This window comes from Gammaproteobacteria bacterium, assembly GCA_013001575.1.
GTDB lineage: Bacteria > Pseudomonadota > Gammaproteobacteria > Steroidobacterales > JABDMI01 > JABDMI01.
The window spans coordinates 82,781-104,449 of the sequence record JABDMI010000029.1; the positions used below are offsets into that span (position 1 = coordinate 82,781).

The window sequence follows — 21,669 nt, forward strand, 5'->3', positions numbered from 1 at the left end:
AATTTCAACGATAATACGCGGCTATGTCAGGAAATACATTTGGTCAATTGTTTCGTGTCACCACTTTTGGTGAAAGTCACGGCCCCGCGATGGGTGCTGTGATCGATGGCTGTCCACCGCTAATGGAATTGATGGTGGAAGACTTTACTACCGATATTGACAGGCGTCGCACCGGTAAATCACGCTTTACCAGTCAACGCCGTGAAGCCGATCAAGTTGAGATCCTGTCCGGGGTGTTTGAAGGCAAGACTACCGGCACACCCATTGCACTACTCATCCGGAATACCGACCAGCGTTCCCGCGATTACAGCAAGATCAAGGACTTGTACCGTCCTGGTCATGCCGATTACGTCTATGACCAAAAATATGGCATTCGGGACTATCGCGGTGGCGGTCGTTCCTCGGCGCGTGAGACCGTTATGCGAGTGGCTGCCGCGGTAATTGCAAAAAAATATTTACGCGAACAATTTGGCGTCGAATTTTACGGCTATGTGTCACAACTCGGCGAATTGGAACTGGCGGCGCCAGACCCGGCCAGTGCCAATGACAATCCGTTTTTTTGTGCCGATCCCTCACGCATTAAAGATTGTGAAGAATACATGCACGCCATGATCAAGTCGGGCGATTCTATTGGCGCAGAACTAACCGTTGTAGCCAGTAAGGTTCCAGCTGGCCTGGGTTCGCCGGTGTTTCACAAGCTCGATGCGGAAATCGCTTCTGCCTTAATGGGAATACAAGCGGTCAAGGCGGTTGGTATTGGCGATGGTCATCGTGTGGTGTCGCAAAAAGGTACTCAACATCGTGACGAAATGCGCGCTTCAGCCGAATCTGCACAACCCGAGTTTTTAAGTAATTCCGCAGGTGGGATCCTGGGTGGCATTTCATCTGGACAAGATATTGTGACCACATTGGCAATTAAACCAACCTCCAGTTTGCGACTCAGTGGTCAAACCGTGAACGCCCAGGGTGAGAACGCCGATGTGATCACTACCGGTCGTCATGATCCCTGTGTGGGTTTGCGCGCCGTACCTATTGCGGAAGCTATGTTGGCCCTGGTTTTGATGGATCAGGTATTAATTCAGCGTGCCCAGAATCCTGGGTGGGGTCGCTAAGCTCTCAGGGTGCAAAAATTTCACTTTAGTTGTAATAGAAACTTTCTTTAATTAATCACTTCAAATCTAAAATACAGTATGTCAAATAAATACAATCTCGCTATTCTTGGCGCCACCGGTTTGGTGGGCGAAACCATCATGGAAATTTTGCAACAAAGAGATTTCCCTGTTAATGATTTAAGTCTTTTGGCCAGTGAGCGCTCTGCAGGCAAGCGCCTGTCTTTTGGGAAAAAGAATATCACAGTACAAAATGTCGAAGAGTTTGATTTTTCCAATACCGATATTGCCCTGTTTTCAGCAGGTGGTTCGGTCTCGGAAAAACATGCACCCCGCGCATCACAAGCCGGATGTGTTGTGATCGATAATACCTCGGCATTTCGTTATCAAGACGACATCCCGCTGGTTGTCTCCGAAGTTAATCCTGAAAAGGTCGCTGACTATAAAACCCATAACATTATTGCCAATCCGAATTGCACTACCATGCAAATGATGCCGGTCTTGAAACCGCTTTCCGATGCGGTGGGTTTGGAGCGTATGAATGTTGCTTCTTACCAAGCCGTATCAGGTGCCGGTAAATCGGCAATGCAAAAACTCTCGCATGAGGTAGCGCAAATCATGAATGCCCGTGGCGGGGAAGGTGACCTCAGTCGCCAGCTTGCTTTTAATGCGGTGCCGGCCATTGATGTGCTGCTGGATAATGGTTATACCAAGGAAGAGATGAAAATTGTGTGGGAGAGTCGAAAAATTCTCGGATTACCCAAGCTCAGGGTGAATGCCACGGCCGTGCGTGTACCGGTCTTTTTTGGCCACTCTATGGCGGTGAATATCGAGACCAGGGAAAAAATTAGCGCAGATAAGGCTATGAAATTGCTGGAAAAAGCGCCTGGCGTGCGAGTTGTTGATAATCGTGACCCCTTTGAATTTCCCACTGCGGTCAGTCATGCCACCAACCGCGATGAGGTCTTTGTAGGTCGCATTCGCGAGGATGTCTCGCATGAGCTGGGTCTGAATTTGTGGGTGGTTGGTGACAATATTCGCAAGGGTGCCGCTTTGAATGCTGTGCAAATCGCTGAAATATTGGTAAAAAGTCATTTATAAGCTATAGTTAGCCCCATTACATAAAGTATTTTATTCAGCTAATCGCGCCCGCTTTTTTCAATTTCCAAGAGGGGGCCCGTAGCATAGGGATCAGTATGGCAAATCGCTTAAGTTTTAAATGGTTATTGGGGCTAGCAGCCTCCTTGGTGCTCACCCCGTTGGCCTTTGGTCTGGGACTGGGTGAGATCACCATTCATTCCAATCTTAATCAACCATTAGACGCTGAAGTACAGATCACTTCTGCAACCCGGGATGAATTGTCCAGTTTGATCTTGTCGGTGCCAGATAAAGAAGTTTTTGATCGTTACGATGTCGAATTGATCTCGATACTTAATGACCTTCAATTTCAAGTAGTCAACAAACCGGACGGCAGTCGTGTTGTTAGAGTGACATCCAGTCGAGTTGTGCAGGATCCGTTTTTAACTTTTTTAATGGAAGCAAATTGGTCACAAGGCCGAATTCTGCGTGAATATACGGTTCTCGTAGATCCACCTTTATTTATACCATCCCAGCAATCCTCAAGTGCAACTGAGACCACACCCTATGTTGCCCCGGCTGTAACGGGCACAGAGAGTTCTTCTGTTGCACAAGGCAACGTGCAGCGTGATGAAGTACGAGTTGGCTTACCACCACAAACCTATCCGGGTGATCGTTATCGTCAAGAAGTTGGTGGAGAGTCCGGGCAAAGTTATCAAGTTCGCCGTGGGGACACCTTGTGGGAAATTGCCAATGACATGAAGCCGGATAGTTCGTTCTCCGTTAATCAGACCATGATGGCAATTTACCGAACCAATCAAGAAGCGTTCGACGGCAACATCAACCGTTTGAAAGCGAATCGGGTATTGCGTATCCCCGATCGAGTTGCAATTAGCCGCATCACCCGCGAAATTGCCAATGAAGAGGTGCGTGCACAAACTCGATCCTGGCGTGAATCTGTAGGTCGTGGTACCAGCACCTCGCTAAGCGCCAGTAGTGGTAGCATTTCCGGTCAAGACGCAGGTTCCAGTGCAAGTTCTAACAGCGGTGCTTCACCGTTGGCTCGTGATGAAGGTGGAACTTTGGTGCTCAAGGTGCCGGATCTCAGTACTGACCAGACTCTGAGTGCGGGCAGCGGTGATGGTAATGCCAGTGGCTCAGTCGACGCCGCAGGTCAAGCACGTATTCAAGAACTTGAACAAAAAGTTGCAGAATTTGAGCGACTGCTGGCATTACAAAACAATGAAATGAACGCTCTCAAAGAGCAACTGAAACAACAATATCAAATTGGCACCACGGATACCACACTGGATGGCCTCCCGGTTGACAATACAAATACTGGTAGCGTGGATACAACAACTGGCGCAGGCACAGAAATCGCTACTGATACCGGGGCAGGCACCAGTATTCCTGATACAACGACCGGTGGCGGCGAAATCGACGCAACAATTGACACGCCCACTGAACCGGAAATTCCAGTAGTTAATGTTTCCCAACCAGAGTCTGCTTTTGATCTGGCCGGATTACTTCAGAAAATCGCCTTTGGCCTGGGTGGCCTATTGTTAGTCGGTGGCGGTGGTTTGTTTGCTTACCGGAAAATTAAAAAAGGCCCCTCGCGGGATACATTGTTTGTTGATGATGATCTGGATCTGGCCGCTGAAAGCATTGCTGAAAAAGTGAAAACCAAGATCAGTAGTAAATACGAAGATACTGGTCTGTCTTCCGAAATTGAAGTCGGTGAAACCTCCTTTGAAGAGGCGGGAATTGAACCACCATTAAGCCTGGATGCGCCAGATGAGCCCGAAGCTCCCACTGAACCTGTCGATCTGGATCTAACCGGCGAACTACAGGTAACAACCACGCATACAACCCAGGAAATGGAAGCTCTGGATGGTGGCGAAAGCATTGAGAGCGACCAGGCGCTGCCGTTTGAAGATACCACCTTGGCAGATGCGAGTAGCACGAGTTTACAGCTTGATCAGAATGACCCCTTGGCTGAAACGGATTTCCATATGGCCTATGGGCTCTACGATCAGGCCGCCGAGTTAATGCAAACGGCGATTACCGAAAATGACAGTTTTGAATTCAAAGAAAAACTTCTGGAAGTTTTCTTTGTATCTGGAAACAAAGAAGAGTTTGCCCGCTATGCGAGCGAAATAAAAAAAGAAGCTAAGGATAATCACCAGGGCTCCTGGGAAAACATAGTCATTATGGGCAAACAGCTCGCTCCTGAAAATGAATTATTCAGTGGAGATGTTGGAGCGCCCGGACTTGATGACGGACTGGATTTCAAGCTTGATGAAACCGGCTCAATTCAGGTTGATCAACTCGATATCGATCAAAGTTTATTTGGTGGCGATGCTCCTCAGGATGAAACCCCGGCAGAAGTAGATCTGGATCTTGGCGCTGCTGACGAGAGCAGCAAAGAAGAGTTCGACGATGGTGAATCTGATGATGACCTTGAGTCAGTCCTGGAAAGTGGTGAAGAATCAGCAGAAGAACATGAGTTTGCCCTGGATCTGGACGAGCAACTTGGCTTACCTGATGCGCCCGTAGCAGGAGTGGCCGCCAGTGATGATGCCCTGGACCTGGATCTGGATCTCGACTTGCCAGATGCCCCGGTTGACCTTGAAGAAGCAATAGAAGATTTCAGTATGGATCTTGACGCTACCTTGAGTGGAGTTGAGGGAATAAGCGAGAGTAGCGGTGAAGATACTGCAGAGTCTCCGATTGCCAGCTGGGACCCGGGTGATACCGATGCGGTAGAAGTAGCCGAGCTTGAAGACATTGATCCAACTATCATGGCTGAACTTAAAAATGATGATCTGACCATGACCGAAGAGGTCAAGATCGCAGACATACTGGATCTGGACATTGGTTCTCCATCAAACAAAGAAGCGGCAGACGTTGATCTGGATTTTAGTGATCTTGATCTGGGTGCGGCGGATTTGAATGAATCGGATGATGATGAATCTGAAACCACACAAGATTTTGGTTTTGATCTTGATAAGTCGGATGACATCGATGTAATTGCAGATGCTCCTGACTTTGATCAAAGTGCTTCAGAAGACGCTAGTGCTGAGCATGACTTTTCAGAAGCGCTGGGATCAGTAGCAGACGAATCAACCAAACAAATGAAGGCCAGCGATAGCCTTGACCTGATTTTAGACGATGGTCTTGAAAGTACGACGGAAGGTGCCTTGGACCTGGATCTTGAGCAAATGTTCGGTGAGTCGGGTGAAGAGGCATTTGCCGACGATACATTGCAAAGTATGTTGCCCGACGGGGTCTCGGATACTGATTCCGGTACTATGCAACTTGAGTCTATTCTGGATAAAGACAAATCAGAAGATCGATTCTCGACAGAGTTCCAGGTCGTGGATGATGACCAGCATACCGAAACCGCAACCTTGAGTGATGATGAACTCTCAGCCATGGGTCTTAGTGATAGTGGGCCAGATATACTTGGCGGATTGGGTGATGCAGATGCGGTCGATGAAGTAGGCACAAAGCTTGATCTGGCACGTGCATATATCGAAATGGATGATCCGGATAATGCCAAAGGTATTTTGCAGGAAGTCATTGAAGAGGGCAACGATGCCCAACGCAGTGAAGCAAAAGATATTTTGATTACTTTAGGCTAATTTCAAAGACAAAAATTTATATATCTGTTTCCACACGCTTTCTCATTTAATAATCACGTCCATGTTAGTAATAACAGGCGTGATTTTTTCTGGACAAACATTTCCAAGCTTGTAACTATTATGCTCTACAAGCATCCAGTCATTTGTAGATGCAATTATCAGTTGATAAATTAAAATCAATGGAACCAGTTAAAATTGCCCTCGGCATAGAATATTTGGGTACAGATTATTTTGGCTGGCAGAGCCAGGACGGTATGCGCTGTGTGCAATCGGAAATCGAAAAAGCGCTCAGTCAGGTCGCAGACCATCCAATAAAAACAATCTGTGCCGGGCGTACCGATACAGGTGTACATGCACGTGGCCAAGTTGTGCATTTTGAGACCACGGCAAAACGTGATGAACGAAGTTGGTTACTGGGCCTGAATACATTATTACCTGCGGATACATCGGTTTACTGGGTGCGTCAGGTGGGAAATGATTTTCATGCCCGTTTTTCAGCCGTGTCACGTACTTATCAATATCATATTTACAATAGATTGACGCGTAACGCAGTGTATCTAAATCGCGCAACCTGGATTTATCATCCTTTAAATGCCGAGCTAATGCAGCAAGCGTCACAATTCTTGTTGGGCAAGCATGATTTTAATGCACTGCGTTCATCACAATGTCAGTCGCATAAGGCAATACGCACAATTCATTCAATTTCTGTGCAGCGCGATGATAACTGGATAATACTCAAGGTTAAAGCCAATGCTTTTTTGCATCACATGGTAAGAAATATAGTTGGTAGTTTGCTCAAAGTTGGCAAAGGTGAATGTGAACCCGAGTGGATGCAGGCGATTTTGCATAAAAAAGATCGTACTTTAGCCGGGCCCACCGCGCCACCAGATGGCTTATATTTACACAGTGTTGAATATCCCGAGAAATTTTCGTTGCCAACGCTACCCAGCCAGGTCAGACTCTGATAAATTGTTATATTCATGAGTAAAACACTATTAAAACAGGATCCTAAATGAGCTGGTTCGATAAAATTATCCCCTCACGCATTAAAACCGAGAACCGGACACGCAGCGTGCCCGAAGGCTTATGGAGCAAGTGCGCACAATGTAGCTCTGTTTTATATCGCACTGAGCTGGAACGAAATCATTTTGTGTGCCCAAAATGTAATGCGCACCAACGCATACATGCTCGCAACCGATTGGAGATTTTTCTCGACAAGGATGCAGTGGAGTTATTTGCTGAACTGGAATCAACCGACCCTTTAAAATTTCGTGACAGTAAAAAATACCGGGATCGTTTGGTTCAGGCCCAGAAAAAAACCGGCGAGAAAGACGCTTTGATCGTTATGCAGGGAACGCTTGAAAATATTCCCGTCGTTGCTTGTGCCTTTGAATTTTCATTCATGGGTGGTTCAATGGGCTCGGTTGTTGGTGAGAAATTTACCCTGGCAGCTGAAAAAGCCTTGCAAGATAAATTGCCACTGATCTGTTTTTCTGCCAGCGGTGGAGCACGCATGCAAGAAGCATTATTTTCATTAATGCAAATGGCCAAAACCAGTGCCAGTCTGGCACGCTTGAAAGCGGCCGGTATTCCATTCATTTCTGTGATGACCGACCCAACCACTGGCGGCGTGTCGGCTAGCCTGGCGATGTTAGGGGATTTGAATTTGGCTGAACCAAAGGCACTGATTGGTTTTGCCGGCCAGCGCGTTATTAAACAAACGGTTGGTGAGGATCTGCCGGAAGGATTTCAACGCAGCGAGTTTTTACTTGAGCATGGCATGATCGACCAGATTGTGGATCGTCGCAAAATGGCTGGACAAATAGCAAAAATTTTACGCTTGCTCTTGCAACTACCGGACGAACAAGCCGTGACTGAAGCGGCAGAAGTTACCCAAGCTGCGGGAACTGATTAAGCTCAAGTGGGTGATCCAAACAACAGTCAACAACCTGAAGACTGGTTGAATTTAAATAGTAGTAGTGTTGATCATATCGACCTTGGCACCCGACGATGTCGGCAGGTATTGCAAAAGTTAGGTCTGAGTAAACCACCCTATGAGATTTTCACTGTGGCGGGCACGAATGGTAAGGGCTCAAGTGTGGCCATGCTTGATTCAATCCTCACAGGTGCTGATTATTTGACTGGTCGTTATACCTCGCCTCATTTACAGCAATTTAACGAGCGTATAAGTATCGCCCAGAACAATAGTAGTGATGATCACATCGTCGCTGCATTTAACAAGATCCAAACGGCTGCCAATCAAGTTCAACCAACGGGTATCAAACTTACTTATTTCGAATACGCCACACTCGCCGCATTGTTATTGTTTGCCGAAGCGCAGGTCGATGTTGCCATATTAGAGGTGGGCTTGGGTGGCCGCCTGGATGCAGTTAACGCAGTAGATGCCGATGTCTCAATTATTACCTCCATCGCTCTGGATCATCAGAATTGGCTGGGTCATGATATTGCCAGTATTGCATTTGAGAAAGCCGGCGTTATGCGGCCAGATAAACCCTGTATTTTGGCGGAATCCAATATGCCGGATACGCTCCACGCTTATGCACTAAGTATTGGCGCCATTCTGATCGAAAATGGCAAAGACTACCTTTTCTCAGTAGTTTCAGGCGAGCAAGGGAACTCCTGGACTTGGTCGGATAAAACAGGCACCTTTAAATATGCTCTACCTGCTTTATCCGGAGCAATACAGATTCAAAATGCCGCGGCAGTTATCAGTGCAATACGAGCCTCTGACTTTATTAAAATTAGTGAAAATAACATTAATCATGGACTGCAGCATGTTCGACTTACAGGCCGATGTCAGGTCAAAGAGGTTTTAAATAAAACCTGGATCCTGGATGTTGCCCATAATCCTGCGGCGCTTAAACAGCTGACACAGAATCTCGAGAGTATTGCAGCTCCCCAGAAAGTTAATATTATTTTTGGCATGCTGGAAGACAAAAATGCACAAGCCTGTATCGAGATCCTAAAACCTTATGTTTCCAACTGGATTTTTGTAGATCTGGCCAGTTCACGCGCCCGTCCGGCAAGTGAATTGGCCCAAATTGCAACTGAATGTAATATCGAGAAAGAATATATCAATGTATTTGCCTCAGTCAATGAAGCGTGTGACCAGGCGCAAGAGCATGCACTCCGGCATATCCTGGTGTGTGGCTCTTTTTATACGGTTGCTGCTGCGCTGGATTGTTTGGCAACTGCCTAAGCTTAAAAAGCTCACGTATAATGAAGAATCTGGACGCTTCCTTTTTTATTAATTATTATTAAATTGCACAATGGATCAAAAGATTAAAGAACGTTTGGTTGGAATGGCGGTACTGCTTTTTATCGCGGTATTAATTATTCCATTTATTCTCGATGGTCAACAGCCTGACACATCCGAAGATCAGAAACTGGAGTTGCCAGTTCCCGAACCGCTTACCCATAGCATGGACATGGCAGAGGGAACATTAAAACGGGTTAGCATTCCAGTGCCTGTCAGTTCGCAAGCTACACAAGGCTCCGCGATTTCGACTTCTACCTCAACACCTGATCAAAAAACGTCGGTTCAAGACCAGTCTATGCCAAAACCCGATAAGGAAAATAGCGGGCAGTCACCAGAACTGAGCATCAGCCCTGATTTGAATGAAACCAAACAACAAAGTTTACCCGCCACTCTTACTAAAAACGAGATTGAACGCGTTGCCGGCGATCCAGGTAGTGCATGGGTTGTGCAAACGGGAAGCTTCGGGCAACGAAATAATGCGGAAAAAGAGGTCTCCCGGCTAAAAGCCAAGGGTTTTCCGGCATTTTTGAGCCGTTATACCACTCAAGACAATAGCATCATGTACCGCGTGCGTGTGGGCCCGGAAAAAGACCGCGCAAGAGCTGAAAAGCTTATGCAAAGACTTTCTCAAGCCGGGGTTTCCGGCAAAGTCAGGGCGCATCCATAATCCAGGCATGTGTTCTCTCAAGAGTAAGCAACAAGTCCTAAAAGGATTTGTTATCATGCGACTATCTTGTCACCCACAGATGCCTGTTTTTAAGGCAAATTCAAATTCACAAACAAACAGCATTACGGTTATTAGTAAATGACTTTTTTTGATTACTTTGTAATTGCGTGTCTTGGGGTATCAGCCCTCATTAGTTTGTTTCGCGGGTTTTTTAAAGAAGTGGTTTCCCTGGTTTCCTGGTTGATCGCTATTTGGGCTGCATTTACCTTTGCCGGTGCACTCGCACCAAAAATTGTTCCCTTTATCCCCTTTGTAAATGATCTGCCGGTAACAAAATCACTGATCGTGCAAAACCTTATCAGCGGCGGAGTGATATTTTTTTCAATCTTGTTGCTCGGTGCCCTGGCGAATTTCATATTGTCATTAATGGTGGAAAAAACCGGACTTACCGGCTCTGATCGATTTCTGGGAATGTTGTTCGGAGCTGCACGCGGCGCCTTGATCGTTGCATTGCTCACCATGTTTTTGGGAAGTAGCGCAACGGTACAACAAGAGATCTGGTGGCAAAATTCAAAACTAAGACCACAGGCACAAGCTGCAGCCGCCTTTTTGGAAAACATCACACCGGATAAATACAAAAAACATTTACCCGGGCAGGATGAAATTCCAGGTGAGAGTAAACCGGCGCCACCAGACCCGGTACAGCAAAATTCACAAGACCCGGATGCAACAAGTCCAGATCTTACTGACGAACAATCTCCAGAAGCGGATTCTGAAGCAAGCAACGAGCTGGATGCTACCCCCGAATAAATGGATATTCCCGAATTTATCAAATTATTATCAAGCTCTAGGCAAAATTAAATTATGTGTGCAATCGTCGGATTATTTGGTCAATCAGCTGCGAATCAATCTATTTATGATGCGCTTACGGTATTACAACACCGCGGACAGGATGCCGCCGGCATTGTTACCCTGGATGGCAAGAAATTGAATATGCGTAAAAGCAATGGACTGGTGCGCGATGTTTTCCATACTCGCCATATGTTGCGATTACGTGGAAATATAGGCTTGGGCCATGTACGCTATCCGACCGCTGGTTGTTCCAGCTCGGAGGAAGCTCAACCCTTTTATGTGAATTCACCATTCGGAATTTGTCTTGCCCATAATGGGAATCTCACCAATGCAGAAGAATTGCGTAATGAGATCGAATCGCAAGATCATCGTCATTTGAATACAAATTCCGACACCGAAGTATTGCTTAATGTATTTGCACATGAGCTTGACCGTTTTGGCAAGCGTTCCCTGAACGCCGAAGAGATCTTTACCGCAATTTCAAATGTGCATAAACGCTGCAAAGGTGGCTATGCGGTTATCTCCATGATACTCGGACATGGCATTGTGGCGTTTCGGGATCCCAACAGCATTCGACCACTGGTGTTTGGAAAGCGACTTGCTGATAACGGGAAACATGAATACATGATCGCCTCCGAGAGTGTGGCATTGGATTCTTTGGGTTTTGAACTAATTCGAGATGTTGGTCCGGGTGAGGGGATCTATATTGATCTGGACGGACAATTGCATATTCAATCCTGTGCACAAAAAACCTTGGCCAGTCCATGTATTTTTGAATACGTTTATCTCGCCAGACCCGATTCTGTAATCGATAATATTTCAGTGTATAAAGCACGTTTGCGGATGGGTCAAAAGCTTGGCGAGAAGATCCTGAAACTTAAGCCCGATCACGACATTGATGTGGTCATACCTATTCCAGACACCAGTCGGACCAGTGCCCTGGAGCTGGCCAATGCACTGGATGTAACTTTGCGCGAAGGTTTTATAAAAAATCGCTACATTGGCCGTACCTTTATTATGCCGGGCCAGGGCATGCGTAAACGCTCTATTCGGCGCAAGCTGAATGCTATTGATCTGGAATTCAAAGACAAAAATGTATTATTGGTCGATGACTCGATCGTACGCGGGAATACTTCGGAACAGATCATTAAAATGGCCAGAGAGTCGGGCGCTAAAAAAGTTTATTTCGCTTCGGCCGCACCGCCAGTAAGATTTCCAAACGTGTACGGTATCGACATGCCGGCAGCCACTGAATTAATTGCACACGAGCGAAGCGAAGAAGAGGTGTGTGACATGATCGGGGCCGACTGGTTGGTATACCAGGATTTGCCTGACCTGGTGGATGCGGTTTCGCATTACTCATCAGACATTTCCCAATTTGATACCTCGTGTTTTTCGGGTGAATATATCACTGGCGACGTGACAGAAGATTACTTAAGTAACCTGGAAACCTTTCGTTCGGATGCTGCAAAATCCAAAAGAGAAATGGATGACGCAGACGAAGATGACGATGAAGTTAAAAGTTACGGATTTGGATAAGCGTGATCTTATAAATAATCAGGGATTTCGGGATGAGTGAAAAAGATCATAAAATCGAAGAACACGACGAGGTCGTAAAAAATTTATTACCCGGTTACATCCAGCGCCGAGAGCTAGAGGTTTTTCAACTAAAGCGATTGCTGGAAGACGAAGAATTTGAAAAGATCCGTATCATTGGCCATAACCTCAGAGGTTCTGGCGGATTATATAGTCTTGCCGATATAAGTCACATAGGCGGCGAACTGGAAACCAGCGCCTTGGCCAAACAAGCTGATCAAATTGCACAACATATCGATGCCTTACAAGCTTTCCTGATTACGTATACAGGCGCATAAAAATTACTCACTTCGATTCAATCTATTCTAAAAGTTAGTACTTTATATATTTGCAAGCTAACAGAATTTACCTTGGCTTTCTGGCATAATGAGCTGTTATATATAATAAATGTTGCGCAATTCACCTGGTAATTGGCTACTTATGTCCCTAAAAGCTCTCATTATTGACGATTTCAACGATTTTCGTATGTTGCTATCGCACCACATTACAACACAGTGGCCCGACGCGGTTGTGGTTGAGCATGACCCGGTGACCCAGGGTAAGCTCCCGAACCACTTTACCGGCTCTGGCTACGATGTGGTTCTCCTGGATCATGAGCTCGGGGAAGAGAATGGTCTCGATTGGCTACGTCATTTCAAACAGCGGCCCGGATTCCCGCCAATCATATTCATGACCGCAAAAGGTGATGAGTTGCTGGCCGTAAAAGCGATCAAGTCCGGGGCTGAAGATTACATTCCCAAGCAAAAGATCACCCACGAATTTATTGTCCAGGCGATTAAAAACGCAGTCCGCAAAGGTAAACAGGATTCAGCCCTGTTTGATAAAAACCGGGATAAGGATGACAAAGCACCGAGTGACATCGATATTCCCGGCTATCGCATCATTAAACCCTTGTCGCGTGGAATGTCGTCTTCGGTTTTATTGGCGCATAGCGATAATCTTGATAAAGAAGTAGTTCTGAAGGTATTGTTGCAAATTCCCGAGAGCCAAAATGAGTCGGCCAGTGCGTTTGAACGCTTTATACAAGAGTATGAAGTGATTACCAAACTGAATCACCCGAATATCGTAAAAATCTATTCCCACGGGGCATCGGCCGATCAAGCCTTTATCGCGATGGAATATTTTGCCCGGGGTGACCTGAAAAAACGGCTCAAAGAAGTTATGTCGGCCTCTTTGGCAATTACCTATTTACGTCAAATGACCGAGGCAATGTGTGCGTTGCATCAAGTGGGTATATTGCACCGCGACTTAAAACCGGCCAATGTCATGGTGCGTGAAGATGACAGTATCGCCTTGATCGATTTTGGCCTGGCCAAGCAGACTCAAGTCGATATAGATCTGACATTGACGGGCGAAATTTTTGGCACACCTTACTATATGAGCCCTGAGCAAGGACATGGAGACCCGGTTGATGAACGCAGCGATCTGTATAGCCTGGGAGTAATCTTCTATGAGATGCTGATGGGTAAAAAACCCTATGTTGCGGCAACGCCTTTGGCTGTCATCTATAAACACAGCCATGCGGATATCCCCTTTTTATCTGAACGCTTATCGCGCTACCAGCAATTGATCAATTTGTTAATGGCCAAAGACCCGGCCGACCGCCTACAAACCGCTCAGGACTTGCTTGATTATTTGGACAAAATATAAGAATATGAATGGTTACAAATTATGAAAATTCAACAAAATCAATAACAAGGAATCAAAAGCATAATGAGAATCGCCTATTTAGAAGATGATCTGGACCAATCTGCCGTAGTGAAGAACTGGCTGGAGTCGGCCGGTCATGTGGTTATGCATTTTTCCTCGAGCAAGGATTTTTTGAAAAGCATCGGTCGCGACAGTTATGATCTAATGATCCTGGACTGGTTACTGCCCGGCGTCAGCGGAATCGAGGTTATGACCCATGTTCGTACCACCTTGAAAACCTACACGCCAATCTTGTTCGTGACCCAAAAAGACCAGGAAAAAGATGTGGTGGAAGCACTGGAAAAAGGTGCCGATGATTTCATGGCAAAACCGTTAAGAAAACTTGAATTGCTTGCGCGGGTTACGGCGGTTACGCGTCGGGTGCTCGGCATGAACGAAGACCAATTACCGGAAGCGAGTCCGTACGAGTTTCGCGGTGATAGCACAACCGTTGTATTAGGTGATGAAGCGATTGAACTCACGCATCGCGAATACGATCTGGCCAGATTTTTGTTCTCGCGTGCCGGGCGGGTTGTATCTAGAGCGCATATCCTGCAATCCATTTGGGGTTTTACCACAATGGATATGAACACCCGCACAGTTGACACCCACGTGAGTCGTTTGCGTAAAAAACTAAAGATCGGCCAGGATAACGGATGGCAGCTAAATGCAATTTATCAGCACGGCTATCGTCTTGAAAAAAACGATGATTCCGAGTTGCATGCAAAAGCGTGACAATTTATCAGTCCACAGAATTTATATTTAAACAAAATAGTATGTAGAGGTTTGTTATGAGTACCAAGAATGCAGATAACCAGGAAGCTAAAATTTCTGACCAGTTATCCGATAATAATGTCGAGAAGATCCGTGATATTTTATTCGGCGGCAATATGCGTGATTATGACAAGCGCTTTGCCCGTCTTGAAGATCGTTTGGTCAGTGACATTGAGAGGCTTAGCCAGGATGTTTTTAAACGCTTCGAGAATCTGGACAATTACATTCGTAAAGAATTTGAAGATTTGTCCAATAAATTGCATGCAGAAAAAACCGAACGCAAACAGGATCGCGAAGAAGGCGTGAAAGAATTGCAAAATCTGCAAAAGCAGACAGACAACAAGTTTGCCGATACTGAGCAGCAAAATGCCGCCGAAGCCAGAACCTTACGCAGCAGTTTGCACGAACAGGGTAATGAGTTATTGGAAATGGTACGCAACACCCGTGACGAATTAATGACAAATATCAGTAAAGAAGCACGTGAGTTACAAGACATCAAAGTTGCACGTTCTGATCTGGCCGAATTGTTCACCGAGCTGGCTTTACGCTTGAACCGTGATTTTGACTTGCCAGACTCTGAATAGTCCAGTCTGGTTATTTTCTTTTTTTGTTTGAGTTAGTCGGGATATGTCTGTGAATCAGATCGATCAGATCAAAGATATACTGTTTAGTAATGAAAAGCGTGCCCTGGATGCGCTGACCAGACGCATTGAGAAACGTGAAAGTCGGGTTGCTGATATGGCAGATGTGTTGCCTGAATCAATCGGACGCAGTCATGCTGACGGAGATCGCTTAAACAAGGCATTACGCATGCCGGTTGAGGAATGTTTAAAAGACTCGATCAATCGTGACCCGAAAACTTTTGCCGATGCATTGTTCCCCGTCATTGGTCCGGCCATAAGAAAGTCCATTGCTGAAACATTGAAAGCGTTCAGTGAATCAATCAACCAGGCGATTGAAGAAAAAACCTCGGTAAAAAGTTTTAAATGGCGCATGCAAGCTAAAAAGGCAGGCATCCCTTATGCCCAGTTTTTGATTCAAAAGAATCTCGAATACCAGGTGGATCACGCTTACTTGATCCAGCCAAATACCGGCTTGCTAATATCAGACGCACACCGTACTGATGCCGTACGTAAAGACGACGATGCTATCTCGGCCATGCTCACCGCAATTCAGGATTTCGTCAAAGAATCATTTGGAGATGAACAAGAGGGCACCCTGGAGACGGCCGACATTGGAAAATATACTTTGTGGACCATGCAGGGCCCACATGCCATGCTCGCCTGTGTGATCAACGGGGTGCCGCCACGCGGGTTACGCGATGAATTGACCGAGGTGCTTGAGCGCATTCATTTGCAATATGCCGAAGCCCTTGAATCCTACGATGGTACCCCCAACGACAAACTGAATGCGATCGAACCACTATTGGATGACTGCTTATTGCAGCAGGCTAAAGATGGTGAAGACAGTGTTGCTAAGAAAAAAGGCATGGGCGCATTTGGAATTATTTTACTTTTGGGCCTGGCGGCTGCTCTGTGGTTCGGTTGGCAAAAATACCAGTTTCAAGATAAAGCGTCCAAATACGTTGCAGCACTGGAGCAAGAGCCTGGCATATTCATTACCTCCAGTGATATCGCCAAAGGCCGTTTGCAAATTAAGGGCCTGCGTGATGCAAGTGCGGTGAAGCCGGAACAACTGGCAGCAAGCATCGGCTTCGCAGCCGAAAAACTGGATTTGAATTTACAACCTTTTCATTCACTCGAAAAGAAAATTCAGCAGCAGCGGATCACATCGCAGATCACTCTACCCGAGGGTGTTGAACTTGAATTGAGCGACGATGGTGTAGTGATATTCTCGGGAGCGGTCAGTCCTGAATTCAAGCAAATGGCTGAAGAGAATCTGGATGGCATGCTTGGCGTTAATCAATTGGATTTTGGAAAAATTGTTTATTCAGATGAAAAATTGTTGGAAAAAGCCAATGAATTATTAAACCCGCCTGAGTCAGTGTTCATGACAGTACAAGACGGGACACTTAAAGTTCAGGGTGAGGCGCCATACGCCTGGAGACAGACACTTGAAAACATCGATACACAAATCGAGGGATTAAATTCTGTTGAAAAATCAGTACTGTTAGTGTCTGAAGTAAATCGTATTCAACAGGTTCATAATGCGCTTAATAATGAGAGTATTCATTTTGTGTGGCGCACACGTCTAGCTGAAGGCGAAGAGGACAAGCTGGTAAACATTTCTGCTCAACTTAAGGAATACGGTTCGCAACTTGAAGCTCTGCAACTCGAACCGGAAATTGTGTTAACCGGCTTTACCGATAATACCGGTACCGATACGCAAAATACTGAATTGTTATTGGAACGTGCCTTGTACATCAAGGGTCGTTTAGTCGGCCTGGGGGTACGCTCAAACTGGCTCTTTGTACGCGCCGGCGAGATTTCAGGCGCACGTGGCGTGGTCAATGAAGAACAAAGGAAAGTGAGCATTACTTTGAACCTGGATAGATCCCTATTGGAAGACGTAATAAAATAATGTATTTGCTGAAAGCCGTTCAGTAAATAACAATAACTATAAAAAAACCGGGCCATACAACAATGGAAACTATATCAAGAAAAATCTGCATGGTTGGTGATTTCGGCGTTGGTAAAACCAGCTCTGTATCCCGCTTTGTGCATAATGTTTATTCAGAAAAATACCAGACCACCATCGGTGTCAAGGTCGATACTAAAGAAGTCGATTCGGCTGATCAAAAAGTGAAAATGGTTATCTGGGATATTGCTGGCCGGAATAAATTCGGTAATGTTGAATTTACCTATTTACGCGGTTCGGCCGGCTATTTGTTAGTAGTCGATGGCACACGCTCTATTACTCTCGATACTGCAATGGCGCTGCGCACCTCGATTGAAGCGCGTTATGGTGAATTACCTTTTGTCATGCTTTTGAATAAAGCCGATCTCGAAGATAGTTGGCAGATCGATGACGCCACAATCGAAAATTTACGTAAAGAAGGCATACCGATATTCATTACCAGTGCAAAAACCGGCGATCAGATCGAGCAGGCTTTTATTAAGCTCACAGAACTTTTGCAAGCATCATAGTTAGCACAATATGAATAAATTGCCGTCCCAACTATCTGGCGAGATATTAGCAAACCTGTTTCATGCCTATACCTTGTTCTGTGGCGAGGTAGATCCCCAGGGAAAACTGGTTCACATGTGGGGCAATAACGAGTTTTACGGCCTGCACGACTGGCACATCGGTTTTGACCTGTTAGAAGTGGATTTTCTGCTTGGATTGCCCATTGATGAAGAATGGGTCATGCGCGACGTCAATGTTAGCCCCAACAATCATGCCGATATTTACTTTACCCCGACCTCACGCGGCAAACGCTATATTTTATTCGTTTCGACAGAAGGATCCATCGAACGTCGTCGTGAGAATCAACAACGCGGCAACGAATTGACCCTGATGGTCGAACAAAACAAGCAGTTGATCACCGAGCTCAAACAGGCCAAGTCAACACTCAGTAGTGAAAATATTTCCAAATCGGAATTTATTGCCGGCATGTCGCATGAATTCCGCACCCCGCTTACCTCAATCATGGGGTATACCGAACTCATCAGTGAGCAACGCGGACTCACTCCGGAAACCCAGGAGCATCTGGGTGCAATAGAACGTGCCTCACAACATTTACTTTCCCTGGTCGAGAATTTACTTGATCAATCCCAGTTCGAATCTAACCAGTTTAAATTGCAGTTAAATAATATTTCCCTGGAAGAATTACTCAACGAAGTGTCGGCGGTGATGGCGCCGCTTGCCGGGGCCAAGGCTCTGTCATTCTCGGCGAGTATTTCGGCCCGCTGTGAGCGTTTTGCGTTTATGGACAATGTTCGTGTCAGGCAAATTTTGATCAATTTACTTGCCAATGCAATTAAATTTACTCAAGAAGGTGAGGTCTCGATCAATCTGGATGAGGAAGACGGACACTTTGTTTTCATGGTTTGCGATAGCGGCCCCGGTATTCCCGAACTCGAACAAGAGAATATATTCAAGCCGTATCAACGTTTACACGACAGCGCAAAAATTTCCGGTGCCGGATTAGGATTAAGTATCACCCGGCAACTGGTTAGCCGTATGAGTGGCAAAATTGAACTTGAATCGACATTAGGTACAGGAAGTACTTTCATCGTTAAGTTACCAATTCGTGCGGCAGAAGAAGATTATATCTATCAAAAAACCCAGCAGATGACAGTCACGGAATTGCAAATGGCTAAAGAGATCAAAACGATCTTGCTGGCAGAAGACAATCCGGACATCAGTAATCTGTTAAAAATTCTTTTGCAACGCTCGGGGTTCGAAGTGACGATTGCCGAAAATGGTCATCTGGCTTTGGCTTATTCCAGAGCACGGGTTTACGACCTGGTCATTACCGATCTGCACATGCCCATTCTGGATGGGCGGGCACTGGTCCAGTTTTTACGCAATGAAGGCTACACAAACCCGATCATTGCACTAACCGCATCGCATAAGAAGAACGAACGCGAAGAATTATTTGCCGCCGGATTTTCCGAGTTTCTAACCAAACCGATCCAAATGCCGGATCTGCTGGCAACCCTGGATCGTCTGGCACATGAAAGTGACAGTAATAGTGCAGTCTCAAGTCAATAAGCTAAACCCCGATCAACACTCACAAGTTCCCGTTGCGATCAGTGAGTTCTTGCATTGCCTGACACCGGATGCCTGGTTACAAACCGCGTGTACGAAACTGCCGGAACTATTGATCGATCACGCCAATTGCGAAAAAAAAGCGGCCTCAACCGCCATCAGTCTGATGTTTCGGTATTCAGAAAAGGCGGATATCTGTTATCGCATGTCGCGTCTGGCGCGTGAAGAACTGCGTCATTACGAGCAAGTGTTGAAAATAATTCAGCAACGGAATATTCAACTTACCATTCTTAAACCCTCAAGATACGCCGGTTCCCTGATGCAGCATGTGGCATTTGAAGAACCTCATCGCTTGCCAGAATTGTTGATTGTCGGCGGCATCATCGAGGCGCGTTCCTGTGAACGCTTTGCAGCGCTTATTCCTTACCTGGATCAGAACGACGAGAGTGAATTGGCCAAGTTCTACCGTGGATTACTGGCCTCGGAAGCGCGGCATTTTGAGCATTATCTGGAATTGGCCAAAACATACAGTGCGGATGTGTTTAGCTCTGAAGAGTTTGATCAAAAAGTCCAATTCTTGTTAGACCAGGAAGCGCAATTGATCCAGGCCGTGGATAGTGAATTCCATTTTCATAGCGGTAAGCCGGTCATACCTGACTAGTGTAATTTGACATTTGCGGGATTAAATCAGAATATCCCTTAATGCATAAAAAACCCCATCTACCGTCAAAGCTTTGTGTGGTCTGCCAGCGTCCCTTTAGTTGGCGTAAGAAATGGCGCAAGGACTGGGAAAACGTTGAGTATTGCAGTCAGCGTTGTCGCGGAAAAAAACCTCGGCCGTTAAATCCACAAGACATCCGCAAGCAATCCGCAAGAAATCCTAAAGTAAGGCGCACGCATGAAGCTTAAAACCCTGCGACTCATTCTTGGCGATCAATTAAACCACCAGCACTCCTGGTTTGAAACACTGGATGATTCCGTGTGTTACGTGATGATGGAAGTACGTCAGGAAACCGATTATGTGGTCCATCACATCCAAAAAATGGTGGCATTTTTTTCAGCCATGCGCAGTTTTTCCAGCTGGCTTTCAGATAGGGGGCATGCATCAATCTATCTCACACTGGATAAGCCTGAAAACAGCCAATCGCTCACAGAAAATTTATCCAGACTGATCAAGGACAAGGGCTTCACCAGGTTTGAATATATGTACCCGGATGAATACCGCGTACAACAGCAGCTCGAAAGCTTTTGTGAAAAACTCGAGATTGAGTATTCCGTTGTGGATTCCGAACACTTTTTAATTCCGCAGGTTGCGATTGCGAATTATTTCGAAGCCGATAAATCCATGGTCATGGAGAACTTTTATCGCAAGTTACGCAGGCAATACTCTGTGTTGATGAAGGATGACAAACCCCTGGGTAACAAGTGGAATTATGACAAGGAAAATCGTAAAAAGCTGCCCAAGGGTCACACTCCGGTAAAGCCCAAGCTGTTTAGCAAAAATGTAAGCGAGATTGTGAACCTGCTACAGGACATGCACGTAAAAAGCATGGGCAGCATTGATGCAGATAAATTTATCTGGCCAACCACGCGTAAGGAAACTCTGGCCTTGTTTAATTTTTTTCTAAAAAACTGTTTGCCGGATTTTGGCACCTATCAGGATGCCCTGGCACAAGATCACTGGAGTGTGTATCACGCGAGAATCTCATTCGGCCTCAACGTTAAACTCATCAGCCCTTTGGAAATTATTCGCAAAACAGAACAATACTGGGAAAAACACCAGGACCAGGTGTCTCTTGCCCAGGTTGAGGGTTTTATTCGACAAATCCTGGGCTGGCGTGAATTCATGCGCGGTTTGTACTGGATCAATATGCCGGATTACGCCGTGAAGAATCATTTTAAGCACACGCGCAAACTGCCTGAATTTTTCTGGAGTGGGGATGCCGACCTCAATTGCCTGAAACAGTCGATTTCACAATCTCTGGAATACGCTTACGCCCATCACATTCAACGGCTAATGGTCACTGGCAATTACATGCTGCTTACCGAAACCGATCCCGACGCCGCCGACAACTGGTACCTGGGCATATACATAGATGCCCTGGAATGGGTGGAGATGCCAAATACCCGCGGCATGAGTCAATTCGCGGACGGGGGGCTGGTGGCGACCAAGCCGTACATCAGTTCCGCCAATTACATCAATAAAATGGGCGACTATTGCAAGCATTGTAGATTCGATCCCAAGCAACGAGTGGGCGATGACGCTTGTCCATTCAACAGTTTGTATTGGCGCTTCCTGGACAAACA

At 46.0% G+C, this 21,669-nt stretch carries 19 protein-coding genes; all 19 read left to right on the forward strand.

The window, feature by feature from the left end:
- The first annotated feature begins 23 nt into the window (after window positions 1–23).
- On the forward strand, window positions 24–1,112 hold the full coding sequence (aroC, locus tag HKN88_02615; protein NNC96944.1) for a chorismate synthase: 1,089 nt from the start codon (window positions 24–26) through the stop codon (window positions 1,110–1,112).
- Window positions 1,113–1,190: 78 nt separating this feature from the next.
- A complete protein-coding gene (locus tag HKN88_02620) occupies window positions 1,191–2,210 on the forward strand; it encodes an aspartate-semialdehyde dehydrogenase (protein NNC96945.1) in 1,020 nt (339 codons plus the stop codon).
- A gap of 95 nt (window positions 2,211–2,305) precedes the next feature.
- Window positions 2,306–5,830 (forward strand): LysM peptidoglycan-binding domain-containing protein, encoded by a 3,525-nt coding sequence (locus tag HKN88_02625; protein NNC96946.1) that lies wholly within the window; start codon window positions 2,306–2,308, stop codon window positions 5,828–5,830.
- 179 nt (window positions 5,831–6,009) lie between these two features.
- Window positions 6,010–6,795, forward strand: coding sequence for a tRNA pseudouridine(38-40) synthase TruA (gene truA / locus HKN88_02630; GenBank protein ID NNC96947.1), 786 nt, complete (start codon window positions 6,010–6,012; stop codon window positions 6,793–6,795).
- A gap of 47 nt (window positions 6,796–6,842) precedes the next feature.
- On the forward strand, window positions 6,843–7,745 hold the full coding sequence (locus HKN88_02635) for an acetyl-CoA carboxylase carboxyltransferase subunit beta (protein ID NNC96948.1): 903 nt from the start codon (window positions 6,843–6,845) through the stop codon (window positions 7,743–7,745).
- 6 nt (window positions 7,746–7,751) lie between these two features.
- On the forward strand, window positions 7,752–9,050 hold the full coding sequence (locus tag HKN88_02640; GenBank protein ID NNC96949.1) for a bifunctional folylpolyglutamate synthase/dihydrofolate synthase: 1,299 nt from the start codon (window positions 7,752–7,754) through the stop codon (window positions 9,048–9,050).
- 70 nt (window positions 9,051–9,120) lie between these two features.
- Complete coding sequence (locus HKN88_02645) at window positions 9,121–9,777, forward strand: hypothetical protein (protein NNC96950.1); 657 nt, start codon at window positions 9,121–9,123, stop codon at window positions 9,775–9,777.
- A 138-nt stretch (window positions 9,778–9,915) separates the two neighbouring features.
- Window positions 9,916–10,587 (forward strand): CvpA family protein, encoded by a 672-nt coding sequence (locus tag HKN88_02650; protein ID NNC96951.1) that lies wholly within the window; start codon window positions 9,916–9,918, stop codon window positions 10,585–10,587.
- Window positions 10,588–10,641: 54 nt separating this feature from the next.
- Window positions 10,642–12,168: an amidophosphoribosyltransferase gene (gene purF / locus HKN88_02655; GenBank protein ID NNC96952.1), complete on the forward strand. Its 1,527-nt coding sequence runs from the start codon at window positions 10,642–10,644 to the stop codon at window positions 12,166–12,168.
- A gap of 32 nt (window positions 12,169–12,200) precedes the next feature.
- Entirely contained in the window at window positions 12,201–12,503 is a 303-nt protein-coding gene (locus HKN88_02660) for a hypothetical protein (GenBank protein ID NNC96953.1), read from the forward strand.
- 142 nt (window positions 12,504–12,645) lie between these two features.
- Window positions 12,646–13,875, forward strand: a complete 1,230-nt coding sequence (locus HKN88_02665; GenBank protein NNC96954.1) for a protein kinase — start codon at window positions 12,646–12,648, stop codon at window positions 13,873–13,875.
- A gap of 63 nt (window positions 13,876–13,938) precedes the next feature.
- Entirely contained in the window at window positions 13,939–14,649 is a 711-nt protein-coding gene (locus tag HKN88_02670; protein NNC96955.1) for a response regulator transcription factor, read from the forward strand.
- A 56-nt stretch (window positions 14,650–14,705) separates the two neighbouring features.
- Window positions 14,706–15,272 carry a hypothetical protein gene (locus tag HKN88_02675; protein NNC96956.1) on the forward strand — a complete coding sequence of 189 codons (567 nt, stop codon included), beginning with the start codon at window positions 14,706–14,708 and terminating at the stop codon, window positions 15,270–15,272.
- A gap of 49 nt (window positions 15,273–15,321) precedes the next feature.
- The gene (locus HKN88_02680) at window positions 15,322–17,229 is read left to right on the forward strand and encodes a hypothetical protein (protein ID NNC96957.1); all 1,908 of its coding nucleotides are present in this window, start codon (window positions 15,322–15,324) and stop codon (window positions 17,227–17,229) included.
- 62 nt (window positions 17,230–17,291) lie between these two features.
- Window positions 17,292–17,795 carry a GTP-binding protein gene (locus HKN88_02685; protein ID NNC96958.1) on the forward strand — a complete coding sequence of 168 codons (504 nt, stop codon included), beginning with the start codon at window positions 17,292–17,294 and terminating at the stop codon, window positions 17,793–17,795.
- A gap of 10 nt (window positions 17,796–17,805) precedes the next feature.
- Complete coding sequence (locus HKN88_02690; protein ID NNC96959.1) at window positions 17,806–19,365, forward strand: response regulator; 1,560 nt, start codon at window positions 17,806–17,808, stop codon at window positions 19,363–19,365.
- On the forward strand, window positions 19,328–20,023 hold the full coding sequence (locus tag HKN88_02695; protein ID NNC96960.1) for a tRNA-(ms[2]io[6]A)-hydroxylase: 696 nt from the start codon (window positions 19,328–19,330) through the stop codon (window positions 20,021–20,023). The genes HKN88_02690 and HKN88_02695 overlap by 38 nt, the downstream gene beginning before the upstream one ends.
- Window positions 20,024–20,064: 41 nt before the next feature.
- Window positions 20,065–20,271 carry a DUF2256 domain-containing protein gene (locus HKN88_02700; GenBank protein ID NNC96961.1) on the forward strand — a complete coding sequence of 69 codons (207 nt, stop codon included), beginning with the start codon at window positions 20,065–20,067 and terminating at the stop codon, window positions 20,269–20,271.
- Window positions 20,261–21,669: cryptochrome/photolyase family protein (locus HKN88_02705; GenBank protein ID NNC96962.1), on the forward strand; the 1,409-nt coding region annotated here is incomplete at its 3' end. The genes HKN88_02700 and HKN88_02705, both read left to right, overlap by 11 nt.